This is a genomic window from Veillonella sp. ICM51a (assembly GCF_000524355.1).
GTDB classification, from domain to species: Bacteria; Bacillota; Negativicutes; order Veillonellales; family Veillonellaceae; genus Veillonella; species Veillonella atypica.
Genome location: NZ_JAPX01000006.1, coordinates 38,655 through 56,535 on the forward strand (window position 1 = coordinate 38,655; position 17,881 = coordinate 56,535).

Here is a 17,881-nt window from a genome sequence, read left to right on the forward strand (position 1 = left end):
CACCTCTTTTTTAAAGTAAATATAACGTAAAATATATTACGCAGTTATAAATAGTATACCATAAAAGACATAAAACAAACACTATATATAATTGTGAAAGCCTATTTATAATGGTATACTATAAAGAACAGATTTTATGTAGGAGGATTTCCATGATTACAGCACAAGAACAAGTGCGCCAAATTACACATGGCGTATCTGGAATAATTAATGAAGAAGACTTAGTTAAAAAAATAGAACGTTCCATTAAAGAGAATAAACCATTGATCGTAAAATTGGGCCTCGATCCTACGGCTCCTGACATTCATTTAGGTCATACCGTACCACTTCGTAAGCTTCGCTTGTTCCAAGAATTTGGCCATCAAGTGGTTATTGTAATCGGCGGTTTTACGGCTCGTATTGGTGACCCTACTGGTAAAAGCGTAACACGCCCACCACTTACTAAGGAAGAAGTATTAAAAAATGCGGAAACCTATAAGACACAAATCTTTAAGGTATTAGACCCTGAAAAAACAATTGTACGTGATAATAGTGAATGGCTTGAATCCATGAACTTCGCTGATGTACTTCGCTTGGCAAGTTCTTATACAGTAGCACGTATGATGGAGCGCGATGACTTTGATAAACGTTACAAAGAAGGTCGTCCTATTGGTGTACATGAATTTATGTATCCATTGATGCAAGGTCAAGACTCTGTAGCATTGCATGCAGATGTTGAATTTGGTGGTACAGATCAAACTTTCAACTTACTTATGGGGCGTCACTTGCAAGAATTGGCAGGACAAGAACCTCAAGTAGTTATTACTATGCCATTGCTCGAAGGCCTTGACGGCGTTCAAAAGATGAGTAAATCCTTGGGTAACTACATCGGTATCGATGAAGCACCTAAAGATATGTATGGTAAAGCCATGTCTATTCCTGATGAATTGATGATGCGTTACTTCATGCTCGTTACGGATATGTCTATCGAAGATCAAGAAGACATGGAAGAACGTTTAGAAAATGGCACATTACATCCACGGGATGCAAAAATGCAATTGGCAAAAACTATCGTTCGTTTATATCATGGTGAACAAGCAGCGCAAGAAGCGGAAGATGAATTTAAACGCGTATTCCAACAACATGCATTGCCAACAGATATTCCTGAATATGCTATTGATACACCTAGCGAAGCTATTTTCGTACCACAATTTTGTACGGATGCGGGTTTGACTGCTTCTAATGGTGAAGCACGCCGCTCTATTAAAGCTGGTGCATTCAAAGTAAACGGTGAAAAATATGGCGAAGAAAACCTAGTTCTTGAAGATGGTATGATTGTTCAAGTAGGTAAGCGTAAATTTGTAAAAATTAAATTTAATTAGTTGATATTTTTTGAGTCAATAATATTAATATAAAAACAATGGGGAGCTAATATAATTAGCTCCCTATTGTTTTAACTGAAGATAATTTTTAATATTTTTAACCCCAAAAACTTATAATTAAAGGCTGTTTAGTATAAAGTGGAGTATAGTATTGGAGAAAAATTATACATGAAGAAATCGTTAGAATTATTGCTATTTAAACCTATATCTTCTGGTGCCACATATCTAATAAAAAATGAAACAATAAAATCAGCACTAACATTATTTTGTATCGGTTGGATTACAGTGCGTGGATTGTATTTAATAAATGGAATTCATGTTAAAGCTTGGCAAAGTATTCATATTTCATATCTAGATACATTTGTTGGTTTTAATTTATCATCCTATTTAATTGATTTTACTTATCGATTATTTCTTTCTATTTTGATTGCATTTATATGTTGGATTGTTATGCGAATTTGGGTTAAAGTAGACTTTTTAAAAGTTTTCATGGTAACCCTAGTAATATCTGCATTAAATTTTTTTGTTACTATTCCTAATATTTTAGTTTTTAATTTGGTTAAGAAGATTTCTATCGATAGTCTTTTTTGGGGGAAAACTATATATGATTTTGTTCATTTTCTAGTAGGTCTATTTGAAATTTATGTATACTTTCTATTTACTGTACTCTTATACAGATTAACTAATTTAAACAAATGGGGCATAGCAATATTCTTATCGTTATTGCTAGTAGGTATATCAATCATTTTCGAGCCTTTGGAAGCTTTTTTCAGTTGACTATTAAATAAAGAGGAATTTAATGTTTCGAGATTCAATAAGATTATTAGTACATCCTAATAAAAAGACGATACTAGATATAATTCAAGGTATTACATTTAACGGTGCAATATGTTTATATACTCTGGCTTGGGTTATCTTGCGAATCGTTATGGGGAATGCTGGTATTGATGTTCTTCATATTTTACCAATTCTTGATCATAAGCTAGTTTATGTTAATTACATAATAGTTTTTGTTGTAGATTATGTTTACATAATGTTTAAAACCATAATATTAGCATTCTTGTTATGGTTATTATTAAAATGGTGGCATTCAACCTCATTAAAAAGTTTTATAGTAATGACAATATATTCAATGGGGCTTTGCTTTTTATTTGCTAGTATAAAATTTTATCTTCAGTCTTATTTTTTGAGTTTGAATTACTTAGATAATAATTGGAGTTTTATAATGTGGAATATTGCCGGTCTATTTGGCAATATTTTAATTTTCTATTCTTGGATAGTATACTTAATGATATTGTATCGCTTAACCAATATTAATAAGTATTTATTAATCGTTTGCACTGCATTAATATGTTATGTATTCTATGCAACGCAAATAACTATATCCATATAGTAGTTTTTAGAGATGGCCGTTTATAATTTATATGGTCATCTTCTTGTTTTGGTGATATATATTTGAAAATATGCCCATAAAAATTGACATAATTTAAATTAAGTTATACTATTTATATGTAAAAGGTTTAATGTGTTGCACTAATTACAAACAGGAGGTTCTCACATGAATCGCGAAACAGCTTATGTATTATGGTTTGATGAATTAAAACGTGAAGACGTAAATTTAGTAGGTGGTAAATCCTCATCCTTAGGTGAATTAACTTCCTCTACAAATGTACCTGTACCTTATGGTTTTGCAACAACTGCATATGGGTATCGTGAATTTATGAAAGAAACTGGCCTTGAAGATCGTATTCGTCAAGAGTTAGATGATTTAGATGATGTAGAAAACTCTGCATTGCTTCGTGAAGTTTGTACAAAAATTCGCCGCATGATTTGCCAAGAAGAAATGCCTGCTGCATTGGCTGAAGCTATTCGCAAATCCTATGAAGAACTAGGTGAAAAGGTTGGCGAAAAAGATCCTTTCGTAGCTGTTCGCTCTAGTGCAACTGCAGAAGACTTACCAGATGCTAGTTTTGCTGGTCAACAAGATACGTATTTAAATGTGCGTGGTGCCGATACAATTATTGAAAAAGTAAAAGAATGTTATGCATCTACATTTACTGATCGTGCAACATATTACCGTGTAAAACAAGGCTTTGACCATATGACAGTAGCATTGAGTGCAGCTGTTCAAATGATGGTATTCTCTAAAGCTGCTGGCGTTATGTTTACGGTTGACCTTGTAACAGGTAATGACAATAATATTTTAATCGAAGGTTCTTGGGGCCTTGGTGAATATGTAGTACAAGGTACAGTTACACCAGATAACTTCCGTGTAGATAAACAAAAAATGGTTATCACTGATCGTATGATTAATGATAAAAATATTCGCCTTGTACGTAAAGCTGATGGCGATTGCATAGAAGAAATCGTACCTGCTGATGAAGCTAATAAACAAGTTATTTCCGATGAACAAGTATTGGAATTAGCTGAATATGCTAAAGCTATTGAAAAACATTATGGTTGCTACATGGATATGGAATGGGGCGTAGATGAAAGAAATGGTAAAATCTGGATTCTTCAAGCTCGTCCAGAAACAGTATGGTCCAGAAAAGATAAATCTGAACAAACTGCAGATACAAGCGTAGCAACTACTACAGATCGTGAAATCGTAGTTAAAGGTTTACCAGCATCTCCAGGTAAAGCTGCTGGTAAGGCACATGTTATCATTAATCCTGAAGATATTGATGAGTTCAAAGAAGGCGAAATCCTTGTTACAGCTATGACAGCACCTGACTGGGTTCCAGCTATGAAAAAAGCCAAAGCTATCGTTACAGATGCTGGCGGTATGACTTGCCATGCGTCCATCGTTAGCCGTGAACTTGGTATTCCTTGTATCGTTGGTACTAAGAGCCGTAGCCATGAAGCTACAACTTCTATTAAAGAAGGCCAAATGATTACTGTTGATGCAACTAATGGTATTGTTTACGATGGCGTATTAGAAGATGTTGTTAAACCAGCTGCGCCACAAGAACAAGCTGTTGTAGCGAGTGAATATATCCCTGTAACGGGTACTAAGATTTACATGAATTTAGGCGATCCAGACTTGGCTGAAAAATACGGTGTATTGCCTTGTGATGGTATCGGTTTGATGCGTGAAGAGTTCATTTGGACTACTTTCATTCATGAACATCCATTACACCTTATTGAAACAGGTCGCAGTGATGTAGCTGTTAATACATTGGCTGAAGGTATGCGTAAAGTGTGTCAAGCACTAGCACCTCGTCAAGTAGTAGTTCGTTTAAGCGATTTTAAATCTAGTGAATACCGCGATCTTAAAGGTGGCGACAAATATGAACCACATGAATCCAGTGCATTACTTGGCTGGCGTGGTGCTTCCCGTTACTATGATCCTAAATACACACCTGCTTTCAAATTAGAATTAGAAGCCATTAAAAAAGTACGTAATGAATTTGGTTTCAAAAATTTACAAGTTATGATTCCATTCTGCCGTACTGTTGAAGAAGCTGAACTTGTAACTAACTTGATGGCTCAAGAAGGACTTGTACGCGGTAAAGATTTCAAAATCTGGCTCATGGCTGAAATTCCAGCAAATATTATCCTAGCTGACCAATTCAACAAATACGTAGATGGTTACTCCATTGGTTCTAACGATTTGACAATGCTTGTTCTAGGTTGTGACCGCGATAATGAAACAGTCCAACACATTTATGATGAACGTAATTTAGCCGTTCGTAGAGCTATTCGTCATCTTATCGAAGTGGCTCATAAAGATGGTAAAACTGTATCCATCTGTGGCCAAGCACCAAGTGTTTACCCTGAACTTTGTGAATTCTTAGTTAAGAGTGGTATTGATTCCATCTCTGTTAATCCAGATGCGGTTAAAAATACTAAGAAAATGGTGGCTCAAATCGAGCAACGCATGATGATGGATGCACTTACAGGTCGTGGTCGTCAAGATGTAGAAGACCTTGAATGGTAATAAAGATATACTTTATTTGATGATGTAAAGAGGAGGCGAGAGCGCCTCCTCTTTTTCTAAAATGATACATAGGATATAATATTTATATGTGAAAGGAGGGACGGGTGTGAAACTTTCAAAACGACAAGAAGCAATAGCCCATATTGTACGTGAAAAAGGACCTGTTACGGGAAGTGCTATAGCGGAACATTTGGATGTGACACGATCTGCATTGCGCTCGGATTTAGCCGTGCTCACCATGATTGGTGTTCTCGAAGCAAGACCTAATGTAGGATATTACTATGTTGGCTTGTCGCCAAAGGACCAAACTGCTGAAATTTTAAGGTCTTATAGTGTACATGATGTGCTTTCACAAGCCGTTATCGTATCGCCAGAGACCAATCTATATGATACAATCGTGACTATTTTTACAGAGGACGTGGGTACGATTTTGGTTTGCGAAGGTTCCTATTTACAAGGTGTTGTATCACGCAAGGATTTATTGCGTGCCTCCATAGGTCAAACCGATGCACATACAATGCCTATCTCAATGATTATGACACCCGTTAGCAAAGTTATCACCGTAGAACCATCAGATTCGTTAGCTGTGGCGGCGCAAAAAATGATTGACTATGAAGTCGATTGTTTACCTGTTATAGTTAGAGAAGACGATGAATCACAAGACAGTCCTAAGAAACGATTAAAGGTGGTAGGACGTGTATCTAAAACAACTGTGACTAAGGCGTTTTTAGAATGTAGTACACAAGAGGTATAAAGAATGGCAGAAAAAATTATTTATGCGATATCTGACTCCTTAGGCGAAACTGCAGAGGCCGTTGCGAGAGCAACAGCAAGTCAGTACGATAAGGAACAAATTGAAATTGTTCGCATCCCATATATTGAAGATAAGGCTCAAATTGATGAAATTATAGAAGATGCCAAAAATGGTAATCACGTAATTTGCCATACAATTGTGTCGTTAGAATTGCGGAACTATTTACACGAAAAAGCGGCAGAGAATAATATTCCTGCTGTTGATATTATGGGCCCTGTATTGGATGCTGTAGGTACAGTGGCATCTACCAAGCCACGTATGACAGCTGGTATGGTTCATAAGCTAGACCAAGAGTATTTTAAAAAGGTAGAAGCTATTGAGTTTGCAGTTAAATACGATGATGGTAAAAACCCATCAGGCTTCGAAAAGGCTGATGTTGTGATTATCGGTGTATCTCGTACAAGTAAAACGCCGTTATCCATGTTTTTAGCGTATAAAAAAATTAAAGCGGCTAACTTACCACTAGTTCCTGAGGTGCCATTGCCAGAGGAATTATTTAAGATTCCGCCTAAGAAAATTGTAGGGTTGATTATTGACCCATATAAATTGAATAATATCCGCAGTGAACGTTTGCGTGCTATAGGCTTAGAAGATGAGGCTAATTATGCCTCTATTGAGCGCATTAATTCTGAATTAGAATATGCAAAAGCTATTATGCGTCGTCTACATTGCCAAGTGCTTGATGTTTCTAACAAATCCATTGAAGAAACAGCATCTCTTGTTATGCAATTAGTAGATAAAAACCGTATGACTGCCGGGAAATAAATAGGGGAGGCGCAAGCCTCCCTATTATTAAATATTATATTGTTAACATGTTTGATAAAGAGGTACTATGAATATTAGAGAACGTATAGAAGAACGAGAAGATATGATCTTATCTCCCTATGCGGCGAGAAGCAGTATGGCATTGCGCGATATTGATGAAGAACCAGATCCACTACGTACCGCATTTCAACGGGATCGGGATAGAATTATACACAGTAAGTGTTTTCGTCGCTTAAAACATAAGACACAAGTATATATTGCACCTGGTGACCATTATAGGACAAGAATGACGCATACCCTTGAAGTAGGGCAAATCGGTCGTACTGTTGCGCGTGCTCTTAGACTTAATGAAGATTTAGTGGAAGCCATTGCGATGGGACATGATGTGGGGCACACGCCATTTGGTCATGTCGGAGAATATGCATTGCGCGATATGGTGGGCCATTTTAACCATAATGAACAAAGTTTGCGCATGGTCGAAGTATTAGAGAAACATGGTAACAGACAAGGTCTTAATCTTACAAAAGAAGTGCGAGATGGCATTTTAGGTCATACGGGACCAACCATACCATCTACATTAGAAGGGCAGATTATACGTATTGTAGATCGCATTGCGTACTTGTGTCACGATTATGATGATGCACAACGGGCTGGTATGCTAGAAGCTAACGATTTACCAGAAGAAGTGCGATTTTATTTTGGCGATACTCCGTCTAGTATGATTACGGCCATGGTGAAAGATATGGTTGAACAATCGTTGGATAAGCCAGTGATTCAGATGTCTGCTGATATTGAAAGCACGATGAATGTTTTTAGACAGTTTATGTTTAAAAATGTATATCTAGCACCTGCATTAATTCCTGACCGTAATAAGGCCGCTCATGTAGTAAAAAATTTATTTACATACTTTATGGAGCATCCAAGTGATATAGAAACCTATGTAGAACGAAATGGTGTGTATTCCACTGTTGATATTGTCGATTATGTGGCAGGATTAACAGATCAATATGCTATAAAATTATTTAAAGATTACTTTATTCCCAATATTACGCTGTAATAGAGCGACAAAAAGACCGTTACCATTTGGTAACGGTCTTTTTGTTTAAGAGTACATGTACTATTTATTTTACGCGCGTGTAATTTTATTAGAACGAAGGCAGCGTGTGCATACATTTACTTTTTTTGTAGCACCGTCTACAACCGCCCGTACTCTTTGAATGTTCGGTTTCCAAGTTTTTCTTGTGCGAATGTGAGAGTGACTCACGTTCATACCGCTAGATGTGGATTTGCCACATACTTCGCAAAGGTTTGCCATAGTTTCCACCTCCAAGCTTAATCTATAACATAACAAAAGTATATTATCATAAAGACAAGGTTTAAGCAAGTGTTTTTACTACATGCATTGATATTTTATGAAATATACTACAATATTTGGTATACTATAGCTAATATTGTAGTCGAAATCTATGAGATATGGCAAGAGAAATATAAAAATGGATATATTTTCACTATATTCATTAAGTATGTTATATGTGAGGCATTATAATGAACGAAGCACTGACCTCTATTAAGGGAATTGGACCAGGTCGAGAAAAACAACTTCATAAATTAGGCATTGATACTGTATCCAATTTATTGGCTTATTTTCCACGCTCCTATGAAGATAGACGTAAAATTTATTCCATAAAAGAATTGGAAACTGGTATTACTGCGGGGGTTGTAGGTACTGTCGTATCCATTACGGAAAAACGGCCACGGCCTCGCTTATCTATTTTAGAAGTTATCATCACAGATGGAACTGGTCCGATGAAGATTGTATTATTCAATCAAGGATATAAAAAGAACTTTTACAAAAAAGGTCAACGCCTCTATGCGTACGGTAAGGCCGAATTTCAATATGGTTCTATGCAGATGAATTCTCCGCAAATAGAAAATCTTGGGCCAGATGCTATGCCAGATACGGGCATTGTTCCTATTTATCCATTGGTGGATGGCGTTTCTCAATATGTGGTGCGCGCATCGATTCGAAATTGGTTCGAAGCACATCATACAATGGATGAAATTTTACCGCCTGAAATCATGAATTATCATGCGAGTATGAAGCGATATGATGCATTTAAAGAAATGCATTTTCCTTCAAGTAGTGAAAGTCATGAAAAAGCACGGTATCAATTAGCCTATGAAGAATTATTTATCATGCAATCTGGCTTGGCTCTACTTAGAAATAAAGAGCAATGTCACGTAGGGCCTAAGATGGAACCAGATGGGGTACTAATGGCACAATGCAGATCGAATTTACCCTTTAAATTAACTGGTGATCAGGAGCGTGCTGTAACTGAAATTTCACAAGACATGCAAGATGAACGGCCGATGCAACGATTATTACAAGGTGATGTGGGCTCTGGCAAAACTGTTGTAGCTACATTGAGCCTTGTAAAAGCCGTAGAAAATGGATACCAAGCTGTTATCATGGCACCTACAGAAATCTTAGCGACTCAACATTATGAAGGGATAACTGAATTTTGTAAAACTTTGCCTATTAATATTGCATTGCTTACAGGATCCACACCTAAAAAAGAAAAGGATAGAATCTATGAGGCGTTAGCAAATGGAACCATTCAATTGATTATCGGTACCCATGCGCTTATTCAAGATAAGGTTCAATTTAAGAACCTGGGATTGGTTATTATCGATGAACAACATCGATTTGGTGTTAATCAGCGTGCCGCCTTACAACATAAAGGGGTGTATCCTCATGTTTTAATTATGACGGCTACACCGATTCCAAGAACAATGACGCTATCTGTATATGGTGATTTAGCGGTATCCCTCATTAAGGAAATGCCTCCAGGACGTAAACCGGTCAAGACATATGTTGTAGATAGCTCATATAAAGAACGATTGCGAGTGTTCTTTGGTAAGGAAATGGCGGCAGGACATCAAGTATATGTGGTTTGCCCTCTAGTAGAGGAATCTGAAAAACTTGATTTGCAAGCCGCAGAAGAACTCTTTTTGGAATTGAAAGACTATTTTTATAAAAGCTTTGAAGTGGGCCTTGTTCATGGGCGTATGAACCCAAAAGAAAAGGATGAGGTGATGCAAGCCTTTCATGATGGCCGTATTCAATTACTGGTGTCTACAACCGTTATCGAGGTTGGCGTCAATGTTCCTAATGCGACAATTATGTGCATAGAAGGGGCTGAGCGCTTTGGGTTATCACAACTACACCAATTGCGAGGCCGCGTTGGACGTGGTGATATTCAGGCGTACTGTATTTTGGTTAGTGATTCAAAGGGCGATGTCAGTCAAGAACGGTTGCGGTTAATGGAGTCTACGCAAGATGGATTTGAATTAGCAGAACAAGATTTATTGCTTCGAGGTTCGGGGCAATTGTTTGGACTGGCGCAATCGGGATTACCTGATTTGCGGGTAGCTAATATCATAAAAGATATAGATATACTAGTGGCAGCACGTAATGATGTACTGTCATATATTCGAGAATTTGGCATCGATCAACTAGAAATTCGAATGAAAGAAGAATTATCAAAAAGATTTGGTGAAAAATTTCTTAGAATATTGTATAATTAAGAGGTAGGGCTAATAATTCTATAAGGTGCGATAATACTAGGTTTTATCTAGGTTTTCCCCTTGTATATAACGGCCTATTCTCGTATAATATAAAAAACAATATTTTTGTATCTATGGAGGTGCCATATGCCATTAATTCATGTTGAACTCGTTGAAGGTCGTACAAAAGAACAAAAGAAACAATTAGGTGAAGCAATCACTAAGGCTACTGTGGAGATCGTAAAGGTTCCAGTAGAAGCAGTTAAGGTTATTTTTGTTGATATGAAAAAAGATGAGTTTATGGAAGGCGGCATTTTGCGGTCTGAACGCTAATGAAAGCTACGATTATCCGTTCTAGCCCACTGGGCTAGAGCGGGTCGTAGTTTTGTTTTTTATTATACGAGAAAGGAAAAAACAAATGAGAGACGATAAATTCGGTATGCGTGGATTGACTTTTGATGATGTATTGTTAGTGCCGGCAGCATCTGATGTATTACCATATCAAGTAGATTTAAAGACACAATTAACACGTGATATTTCACTGAATATTCCAATGATTAGTTCTGGCATGGATACTGTTACTGAGTCTCGTATGGCCATTGCTATGGCTCGTGAAGGCGGTATGGGTGTTATCCATAAAAATATGTCCATTGAGGAACAAGCTCATGAAGTCGATACTGTTAAACGTTCTGAGCATGGTGTTATCGTTGATCCGATTTTCCTAAGCCCTCAAAATCTTCTTTCTGATGCAGAAGAATTGATGCGCAAATATAAAATCTCTGGTGTACCTATTACAGAACATGGTAAACTAGTAGGGATCATTACAAATCGCGATATGCGTTTTGAAACTGATTTATCCCGTCAAATTGGCGAATGTATGACAAGTGAAGGTTTGGTTACCGCTCCTGAAGGTACTTCCTTGGAAATGGCTAAATCCATTTTGAGTAAACATCGCATTGAAAAACTACCATTAGTTGATAAAGATGGTAATTTAAAGGGCCTAATCACCATTAAAGATATTGAAAAAGCTACAAAATATCCTAATTCTGCAAAGGATGCTAGCGGTCGTCTATTAGTTGGTGCTGCTGTTGGTGTTTCTAAAGATATGTATGATCGCCTAGATGCTCTCGTAGCAGCTAAGGCTGATGTAATCATCGTCGATACTGCTCATGGTCATTCTGCAGGTGTATTGCGCACTTTAAAAGAAATTAAACAAGCATATCCACATATTCCAGTTATTGCTGGTAATGTGGCAACTGCAGCTGGTACAGAAGCGCTTATTGAAGCTGGTGCGGATGCTGTTAAAATTGGTATCGGACCTGGCTCTATTTGTACAACACGTGTCATTGCTGGTATTGGTGTACCTCAAATCACTGCTGTCTATGAGTCTGCTCAAGTGGCAAGACGTTATGGTATTCCAATCATCGCTGATGGTGGTATTAAATATTCTGGTGACATTGCGAAAGCTATTGCAGCTGGTGCCAATGTTGTCATGATGGGTAATATTCTTGCTGGTACTGATGAAAGTCCAGGAGAAACTGTTATTTACCAAGGTCGTTCCTATAAAGTATACCGTGGTATGGGTAGCTTAGGGGCTATGAAACTTGGTAGTAAAGATCGTTATTTCCAATCAGAAGCTAAAAAATTAGTTCCTGAAGGTATCGAAGGTCGTGTACCTTATAAAGGTATGTTGGCAGATACTATTTTCCAAATGGTTGGTGGTTTACGTGCAAGTATGGGATACTGTGGTTGCCATAATATTAAAGAAATGATTGAAAACACTCAATTTATTCAAATTACGGCAGCAGGCTTGAAAGAAAGTCATCCACATGATGTAAGTATCACCGTAGAAGCACCGAACTATAGTGGTTTATAATGGAGTATTATTTTGAGTAAACGTATTTCGGTATTATCCGTCCCTATTGATTGCATCACTATGGACGAAGCAGTTTCAAAAATTATAGAGATGACAAAGCAATCAGGGCTACATCTTGTAGCAACTGCCAATGCTGAAATGGTTATGCTAGCAAATCAGGATCCCGTGTTACACGGGATCTTGAATTCCGCTAGTCTAGTTGTTCCAGATGGAGCTGGTATATTGTGGGCAGCGGAACGTATGGGTGAAAGAGTGCCTGAACGCGTTACTGGTGTTGATATTACCAAAGAATTGTTTAAAAAAGCTGTAAGCAATCAAATCCCCGTATATTGTTTAGGTGCTGCACCTGGGGTAGCACAACAAGCAGTTTCTAATTTACAAGCAATGTATGGTACTATTAATATAGCTGGTATCCATGATGGTTTCTTTGATGAAGCAGAGGAACAACGTATTATTAACGATATTAAGACTTCGGGGGCTAAGCTCGTATTTGTTGCATTAGGTGTGCCAAAACAGGAACAATGGATTTCAGAAAAATTATCCTCTTTACAAGGCGTTGTGGCCATTGGTATAGGAGGGTCTTTTGATGTATTGGCGGGAAATATTCCACGTGCACCTCATTGGATGCAACGCAATCGTTTAGAATGGTTATATAGATTATATCTAGAACCTAAACGTATTGGCCGCATGTTGGCCATACCAAAGTTTATGTGGACTGTTATTAAGAATAAATAGGGGAGTTTAGTTGTGCCTACAGGACCAATAATAAAAGAAGGATTTCCTTTAATCGGAGTGATGCTCTTCATTACGATTATAGCGGCGTATTTTGGATATTATAGTATCGCAATCATTACATTTATTTTGGCATTATTTTTTGTGAACTTTTTTAGAAATCCAAAACGCAACATTCCTACTGATCCAGATGCTATTTTATCTCCAGCTGATGGAAAGGTAATGGAAATTGAAGATGTATATGAAGACTTGTATTTACATCGTGAATGTAAAAAGGTAACAATCTTTTTATCTGTTTTTGATGTGCATGCAAATCGAGCTCCTATTGAAGGTAAAATTACATATCGTCATTATACGATGGGGAGTTTTTTACCTGCTTTTAAAGAAGATGTGGGGTTTGAAAATGAACGTCACACAATTTGTATAGAAAACGATAAAACAGAAGTTCTGGTAACACAAATTGCAGGTTTATTGGCTCGTCGTATCGTTTCTTGGACAGATCTTGATAGTGTATTACAACGTGGCCAGTTATATGGTATGATTAAATTTGGTTCATGTACTGAAATTTACATGGATAAAAATGTAGAGATTTGCATTGAAAAAGGTCAACATATTACTGGTGGCGATACAATTATCGGGAGGCTCCGTCATGAATAAATCAGTTATTCCAAATTTATTTACTAGTTCTAATTTAGCATTTGGTGTTATCGGTATTACATTGTCTGCTACGGGCAATACCTTTGGAGCAGCTATTTGCGTGATACTATCACTGATTGCAGATGGTTTAGATGGACGTGTGGCACGTGCGTTAGGCGTAGCAGGTCCTATGGGACGTGAATTAGATTCCTTATCCGATGTAGTTGGGTTTGGCGTTGCCCCTGCTTATATGCTGTATGTTAACGATTTACAAGGATTAGGCTGGCTTGGCTATGTTCCATTATTAGCCTTTGCCGTTTTAGGTGCTTTTCGTCTAGCTCGTTTTAATATTAAAACAGATGAAGTTCATGGTTATTTTGAAGGCCTTCCTATTCCAGCGGCAGGTTGTTTAGCTGCTACCTATATTTTATGTGGTGTGCAAGTTCCACAACTAGTTGTGTTTGTGTCTATGATTCTTGTTGGAATCCTAATGGTTAGTGAAGTAAAATATCCTGACTTTAAAGGTCACAGTGCAGTTCGTATTAGAAAAATTGCTATCGCATTAGTTGCTATTATCATTATTGCTGCATTGGTATATGATTGGCATACATGGGCTGTTATGATTTTTACTGGTTATGTGTTGTTTGGTCTGTTTAATACGGCGTTAAATATAGTGCGCAAATAGACTGTGGAGGTTTGTCTTATGGATTACCTACTGGATCTGATACTGATTCCTATGCAGGTAATAATCGTAATTTATACGGTTTATTATTTCGTACTTGCCGTTATAGGTATGTGGCGGTCTCGAGTTCATAAAAACTATACGCCAAAAAATTCATTCGCCATTGTTGTGTGTGCTCATAATGAAGAGGCTGTAGTAGGAGAACTCGTAAAAAACTTAAAAGGTTTAGATTACCCAGACGAGCTGTATGATATTTTTGTTGTAGCTGATAACTGTACTGATAAAACAGCTGAAGTAGCCAGTGCTGCAGGAGCTAATGTACACGAACGTTTCAATAAAGAAGAGGTTGGTAAAGGGTATGCCATGGGGTGGATGTTTGACCGCGTGGATAAAATGGATAGGAAATATGATGCATTCCTCATCTTTGATGCTGACAACTTGGTACATCCTCAATTTATGTTAGAAATGAACGATCATCTCGAAAAAGGTGAATCTGTTATTCAAGGTTATCTTAACTCAAAAAATCCAACTGATTCATGGGTGGCTGGTACTTTTTCCATCATGTTCTGGATGGTTAACCATATGTGGCATTTAGCAAAATATCGCATTGGTTTATCAACGGCATTGGGTGGTACAGGCATGTGTATTCGCACATCTATTATTAAAGAATACGGATGGGATTGTACAAGCTTAACAGAGGACATGGAGTTCTCTATGAAGCTATTAACACATGGTATTAAGACGACATGGGCTCATGATGCCATCGTGTATGATGAAAAAGTAACGACTATGATGGCCTCTTGTAAACAACGCTTGCGTTGGGCACAAGGTCAATTTGATTGTGCAGATCGTTATATTCCTAAATTATTTGCAGCGGGCATTAAGCAAGGTAATATTGTTATTTTAGATGGTATTTTGCAGGTTAGTCAGCCATATTTCTTATTGTTGACGACCGTATATTTGGTATTTTCTTATATCAATGCATATGTACCAATTTATACTAATATTTTGTACCAAATTATGCCTATGTCTGTATGGCAAATCATAGGTATTGGACAATATCTATTCCCATTAATTGTATTATTGAAAATTAAGGTGCCACCTAAAATTTGGTTCTACTATTTGTTATATCCAATCTTTGTATATTCATGGGTTCCAGTAAATATTTTAGGATGGTTCCGTCGGCATAATAAGGAATGGTCTCATACGGTGCATACAAGAGCAGTTGGCTTGGGTGATGTTAAATTAACTCGTATGGGAGATATGAATAAGAATAAAAAATAGAATCTATAGGAGTGACTATGCATATCTTAATGTGTAACGATGATGGCATTTTAGCTGATGGCTTACGCCAATTAGCGACGTATTTAAGTCAATATTATCGTGTTACCGTTGTAGCACCTGCTACTGAACAAAGTGCTAAATCCCATGCATTGACGACTGAGATTCCTTTAAAATTAGATGCGTACAATGGCGAGGATGAAAATCCTCGCCTTTATGCACTTACAGGAACTCCATCAGATTGTATGAAATTTGGCCTCAGTTATTTATTAGCCGATGATATGCCTGATCTTGTTATTTCAGGTATTAATCATGGTTTTAATTTAGGTTCTGATGTATTGTATTCAGGAACTGTATCGGCAGCTATGGAAAGTGCATTTTATGGAATTCCTGGTCTTGCTTTATCTGTAGAGCGATATTCTGTTGAGCGTGGCCATGAAATGCATCCGTTTATTCATGAATTAATTGAGAAGATTTATGTAAATGGTAATTTTGAAGGCCTATTAAATGTTAATTTTCCATTGCGCGGTATTTGTGATTGGGACCATTTTAAATTAGTGAGCCAAGGACTTCAAACCTATAGTAATATCATTGATGCTAGAATTAATTCACGAGGTCAAGATTATTATTGGTTGGCGGGTGACTTGGATTGTGGAAAGGAAGACGTACCAACAGATGTTGAATACGCTCGAAAAGGTTATATTACAGGTGTTACTTTGACCTGGAAACAGCAAGATAATGCGGCGATGCATACACTCACAAATATTTTAGAAAAAATATAAAAAATTTGTTGACAGACCTTTGTTATTCCTATATAATTACAAATGTTCCGAGACGCCGGAGTGGCGGAATGGCAGACGCACTTGACTCAAAATCAAGCGGGTAACACCGTGTGGGTTCAAGTCCCACCTCCGGCACCAACTACAAGCGGAAACGCTTGAACAGGTGATAAGAGTAATCTTATCACCTGTTTTTTGTTTATATGATTCAAGTAGAATGATAGAGGTCTATATGGATATACAACACATCATGGATTATCTACCAACAACATATGCACTGCAGCAACAAGATGTTAGTAAGACAATAGTTGATCTAAAACTATTAAAAGAGATACCCATCGATAGTTCTGTCAATCAATGTCAAGGATTCTGTTATAACTCAAAAAAAGATGTATTTGTGTTGGCCTGTATTAATTCTGAAAATACGCGACAAATTATATATGAGCTAGATCCAAGAACATTTGATATTGTTGGAACCTATAAGTTTCGTGATGCTAGTGTATTAGCACATATGAATACGCTTACCTATAATCCGGATACTAATTTGTTATACACTACGAATGCCATGGTTGATGGTCATCGTATTACTACAATAGATGCAGATACAATGAGTATTGGCAATACTATTACGATTCCTGAACGGGTATTTAATTTAGCCTATGATAAAAAGACGAATCAGTTTATATCGATTGTCCCCATAGATGCCACAATGAGACGTATCAATTATTATAACTCTCAGTTTCAACTAATTCGGTCTAAAGATATAGATGCCCATCATGATGATTATAATAATAATGGCGCATTTGCTACTGATGGTAAGACTATATTCGCAACATTATCTACAGTTGTTACAGTAGATAAAACTGGTAATGTTACAAAGATTTCTTCGTTTCCAAAAGATCTTGAAATTGAAGATATGGATATGCGTCATAACATAATGTATGCAGCTGTTAATATGAATCATAAGGTTTTTATTTATAGTATGCTTAACTATTAATGGACTGCACTTCATCAATGATTAATCTAACAAAATTGTGTATAATAAAATGATAGATAATCGATACATAAGAGGTTATGACATGAGATTAGGTACAGATATTATAGAAATTGATCGAATTAAAGGGGCCATAGAGCGGTCAAATCGCTTTCGACTGCGCGTATACACGGAACGTGAAATCGCTTATTGTGAAAGTAAACGAACAGGGATCTATCAATCCTATGCAGGTATTTACGCAGCAAAAGAGGCTTTTTTGAAAGCATTGGGAACTGGACTGCGATATGGCTCATGGCAAGATATTGAGGTGTGCCATGATGAATTCGGGGCACCATTTCTGAGCATAACAGGGGCTTTCAAAAAAATCATTCAAGAACGAATGTATACGGAATGTATAGTTTCTATTAGTCACTGTCGGTCGTACGCTATGAGTACGGTCATCATAGAGGGGTAA

General features: G+C 37.1%; 18 protein-coding genes and 1 tRNA gene. 18 read left to right on the plus strand and 1 reads right to left on the minus strand.

The window, feature by feature from the left end:
- The first annotated feature begins 152 nt into the window (after positions 1–152).
- The 7 genes from tyrS (at position 153) to HMPREF1504_RS00605 (ending at position 7,937) form a co-directional block, all read left to right on the plus strand.
- Positions 153–1,361 (plus strand): tyrosine--tRNA ligase, encoded by a 1,209-nt coding sequence (gene tyrS, locus HMPREF1504_RS00575; RefSeq protein WP_038122610.1) that lies wholly within the window; start codon positions 153–155, stop codon positions 1,359–1,361.
- A 168-nt stretch (positions 1,362–1,529) separates the two neighbouring features.
- Positions 1,530–2,138 (plus strand): hypothetical protein, encoded by a 609-nt coding sequence (locus HMPREF1504_RS00580; protein ID WP_009661092.1) that lies wholly within the window; start codon positions 1,530–1,532, stop codon positions 2,136–2,138.
- 22 nt (positions 2,139–2,160) lie between these two features.
- Complete coding sequence (locus tag HMPREF1504_RS00585) at positions 2,161–2,754, plus strand: hypothetical protein (RefSeq protein WP_038122611.1); 594 nt, start codon at positions 2,161–2,163, stop codon at positions 2,752–2,754.
- Positions 2,755–2,919: 165 nt separating this feature from the next.
- The gene (gene ppsA, locus HMPREF1504_RS00590; RefSeq protein WP_009661174.1) at positions 2,920–5,301 is read left to right on the plus strand and encodes a phosphoenolpyruvate synthase; all 2,382 of its coding nucleotides are present in this window, start codon (positions 2,920–2,922) and stop codon (positions 5,299–5,301) included.
- A gap of 106 nt (positions 5,302–5,407) precedes the next feature.
- The gene (locus HMPREF1504_RS00595; RefSeq protein ID WP_005379155.1) at positions 5,408–6,055 is read left to right on the plus strand and encodes a helix-turn-helix transcriptional regulator; all 648 of its coding nucleotides are present in this window, start codon (positions 5,408–5,410) and stop codon (positions 6,053–6,055) included.
- A gap of 3 nt (positions 6,056–6,058) precedes the next feature.
- Complete coding sequence (locus tag HMPREF1504_RS00600) at positions 6,059–6,880, plus strand: pyruvate, water dikinase regulatory protein (protein WP_009661244.1); 822 nt, start codon at positions 6,059–6,061, stop codon at positions 6,878–6,880.
- A 67-nt stretch (positions 6,881–6,947) separates the two neighbouring features.
- Entirely contained in the window at positions 6,948–7,937 is a 990-nt protein-coding gene (locus tag HMPREF1504_RS00605; protein ID WP_038122613.1) for a deoxyguanosinetriphosphate triphosphohydrolase, read from the plus strand.
- A gap of 69 nt (positions 7,938–8,006) precedes the next feature.
- Here HMPREF1504_RS00605 and rpmB read toward each other — a convergent pair whose 3' ends face one another.
- On the minus strand, positions 8,007–8,195 hold the full coding sequence (gene rpmB, locus HMPREF1504_RS00610; RefSeq protein WP_005386334.1) for a 50S ribosomal protein L28: 189 nt from the start codon (positions 8,193–8,195) through the stop codon (positions 8,007–8,009).
- A gap of 230 nt (positions 8,196–8,425) precedes the next feature.
- On the opposite strand from rpmB, the gene recG reads away from it, so the two are divergent.
- The 11 genes from recG to acpS all read left to right on the plus strand — a co-directional run bounded on the left by recG (position 8,426) and on the right by acpS (position 17,881).
- Complete coding sequence (gene recG, locus HMPREF1504_RS00615; RefSeq protein WP_038122616.1) at positions 8,426–10,468, plus strand: ATP-dependent DNA helicase RecG; 2,043 nt, start codon at positions 8,426–8,428, stop codon at positions 10,466–10,468.
- A gap of 126 nt (positions 10,469–10,594) precedes the next feature.
- Positions 10,595–10,780, plus strand: coding sequence for a 4-oxalocrotonate tautomerase (locus tag HMPREF1504_RS00620; RefSeq protein WP_038122618.1), 186 nt, complete (start codon positions 10,595–10,597; stop codon positions 10,778–10,780).
- Positions 10,781–10,865: 85 nt separating this feature from the next.
- Positions 10,866–12,323 (plus strand): IMP dehydrogenase, encoded by a 1,458-nt coding sequence (gene guaB, locus HMPREF1504_RS00625; protein ID WP_005376173.1) that lies wholly within the window; start codon positions 10,866–10,868, stop codon positions 12,321–12,323.
- Between the two features lie 12 nt (positions 12,324–12,335).
- Positions 12,336–13,058 (plus strand): WecB/TagA/CpsF family glycosyltransferase, encoded by a 723-nt coding sequence (locus HMPREF1504_RS00630; protein WP_038122620.1) that lies wholly within the window; start codon positions 12,336–12,338, stop codon positions 13,056–13,058.
- 12 nt (positions 13,059–13,070) lie between these two features.
- Complete coding sequence (locus tag HMPREF1504_RS00635) at positions 13,071–13,712, plus strand: phosphatidylserine decarboxylase family protein (RefSeq protein WP_016475658.1); 642 nt, start codon at positions 13,071–13,073, stop codon at positions 13,710–13,712.
- Positions 13,705–14,376 (plus strand): CDP-diacylglycerol--serine O-phosphatidyltransferase, encoded by a 672-nt coding sequence (gene pssA / locus HMPREF1504_RS00640; protein ID WP_016475657.1) that lies wholly within the window; start codon positions 13,705–13,707, stop codon positions 14,374–14,376. Before HMPREF1504_RS00635 ends, pssA begins: the two co-directional genes overlap by 8 nt.
- Positions 14,377–14,394: 18 nt before the next feature.
- Positions 14,395–15,657, plus strand: coding sequence for a glycosyltransferase family 2 protein (locus tag HMPREF1504_RS00645; protein ID WP_016475656.1), 1,263 nt, complete (start codon positions 14,395–14,397; stop codon positions 15,655–15,657).
- 17 nt (positions 15,658–15,674) lie between these two features.
- Positions 15,675–16,436 carry a 5'/3'-nucleotidase SurE gene (gene surE, locus HMPREF1504_RS00650; RefSeq protein WP_016475655.1) on the plus strand — a complete coding sequence of 254 codons (762 nt, stop codon included), beginning with the start codon at positions 15,675–15,677 and terminating at the stop codon, positions 16,434–16,436.
- Between the two features lie 54 nt (positions 16,437–16,490).
- Positions 16,491–16,574 (plus strand) — tRNA-Leu (locus tag HMPREF1504_RS00655).
- A 91-nt stretch (positions 16,575–16,665) separates the two neighbouring features.
- On the plus strand, positions 16,666–17,430 hold the full coding sequence (locus HMPREF1504_RS00660; RefSeq protein ID WP_038122622.1) for a hypothetical protein: 765 nt from the start codon (positions 16,666–16,668) through the stop codon (positions 17,428–17,430).
- Positions 17,431–17,512: 82 nt separating this feature from the next.
- Positions 17,513–17,881, plus strand: coding sequence for a holo-ACP synthase (gene acpS, locus HMPREF1504_RS00665; RefSeq protein WP_038122624.1), 369 nt, complete (start codon positions 17,513–17,515; stop codon positions 17,879–17,881).

Coding starts and splice junctions, on each gene's coding strand:
- tyrS (WP_038122610.1), top strand. CDS start 153: ATGATTACAGCACAAGAACAAGTGCGCCAAATTACACATGGCGTATCT.
- HMPREF1504_RS00580 (WP_009661092.1), top strand. CDS start 1,530: ATGAAGAAATCGTTAGAATTATTGCTATTTAAACCTATATCTTCTGGT.
- HMPREF1504_RS00585 (WP_038122611.1), top strand. CDS start 2,161: ATGTTTCGAGATTCAATAAGATTATTAGTACATCCTAATAAAAAGACG.
- ppsA (WP_009661174.1), top strand. CDS start 2,920: ATGAATCGCGAAACAGCTTATGTATTATGGTTTGATGAATTAAAACGT.
- HMPREF1504_RS00600 (WP_009661244.1), top strand. CDS start 6,059: ATGGCAGAAAAAATTATTTATGCGATATCTGACTCCTTAGGCGAAACT.
- HMPREF1504_RS00605 (WP_038122613.1), top strand. CDS start 6,948: ATGAATATTAGAGAACGTATAGAAGAACGAGAAGATATGATCTTATCT.
- rpmB (WP_005386334.1), bottom strand. CDS start 8,195: ATGGCAAACCTTTGCGAAGTATGTGGCAAATCCACATCTAGCGGTATG.
- recG (WP_038122616.1), top strand. CDS start 8,426: ATGAACGAAGCACTGACCTCTATTAAGGGAATTGGACCAGGTCGAGAA.
- HMPREF1504_RS00620 (WP_038122618.1), top strand. CDS start 10,595: ATGCCATTAATTCATGTTGAACTCGTTGAAGGTCGTACAAAAGAACAA.
- guaB (WP_005376173.1), top strand. CDS start 10,866: ATGAGAGACGATAAATTCGGTATGCGTGGATTGACTTTTGATGATGTA.
- pssA (WP_016475657.1), top strand. CDS start 13,705: ATGAATAAATCAGTTATTCCAAATTTATTTACTAGTTCTAATTTAGCA.
- HMPREF1504_RS00645 (WP_016475656.1), top strand. CDS start 14,395: ATGGATTACCTACTGGATCTGATACTGATTCCTATGCAGGTAATAATC.
- surE (WP_016475655.1), top strand. CDS start 15,675: ATGCATATCTTAATGTGTAACGATGATGGCATTTTAGCTGATGGCTTA.
- HMPREF1504_RS00660 (WP_038122622.1), top strand. CDS start 16,666: ATGGATATACAACACATCATGGATTATCTACCAACAACATATGCACTG.
- acpS (WP_038122624.1), top strand. CDS start 17,513: ATGAGATTAGGTACAGATATTATAGAAATTGATCGAATTAAAGGGGCC.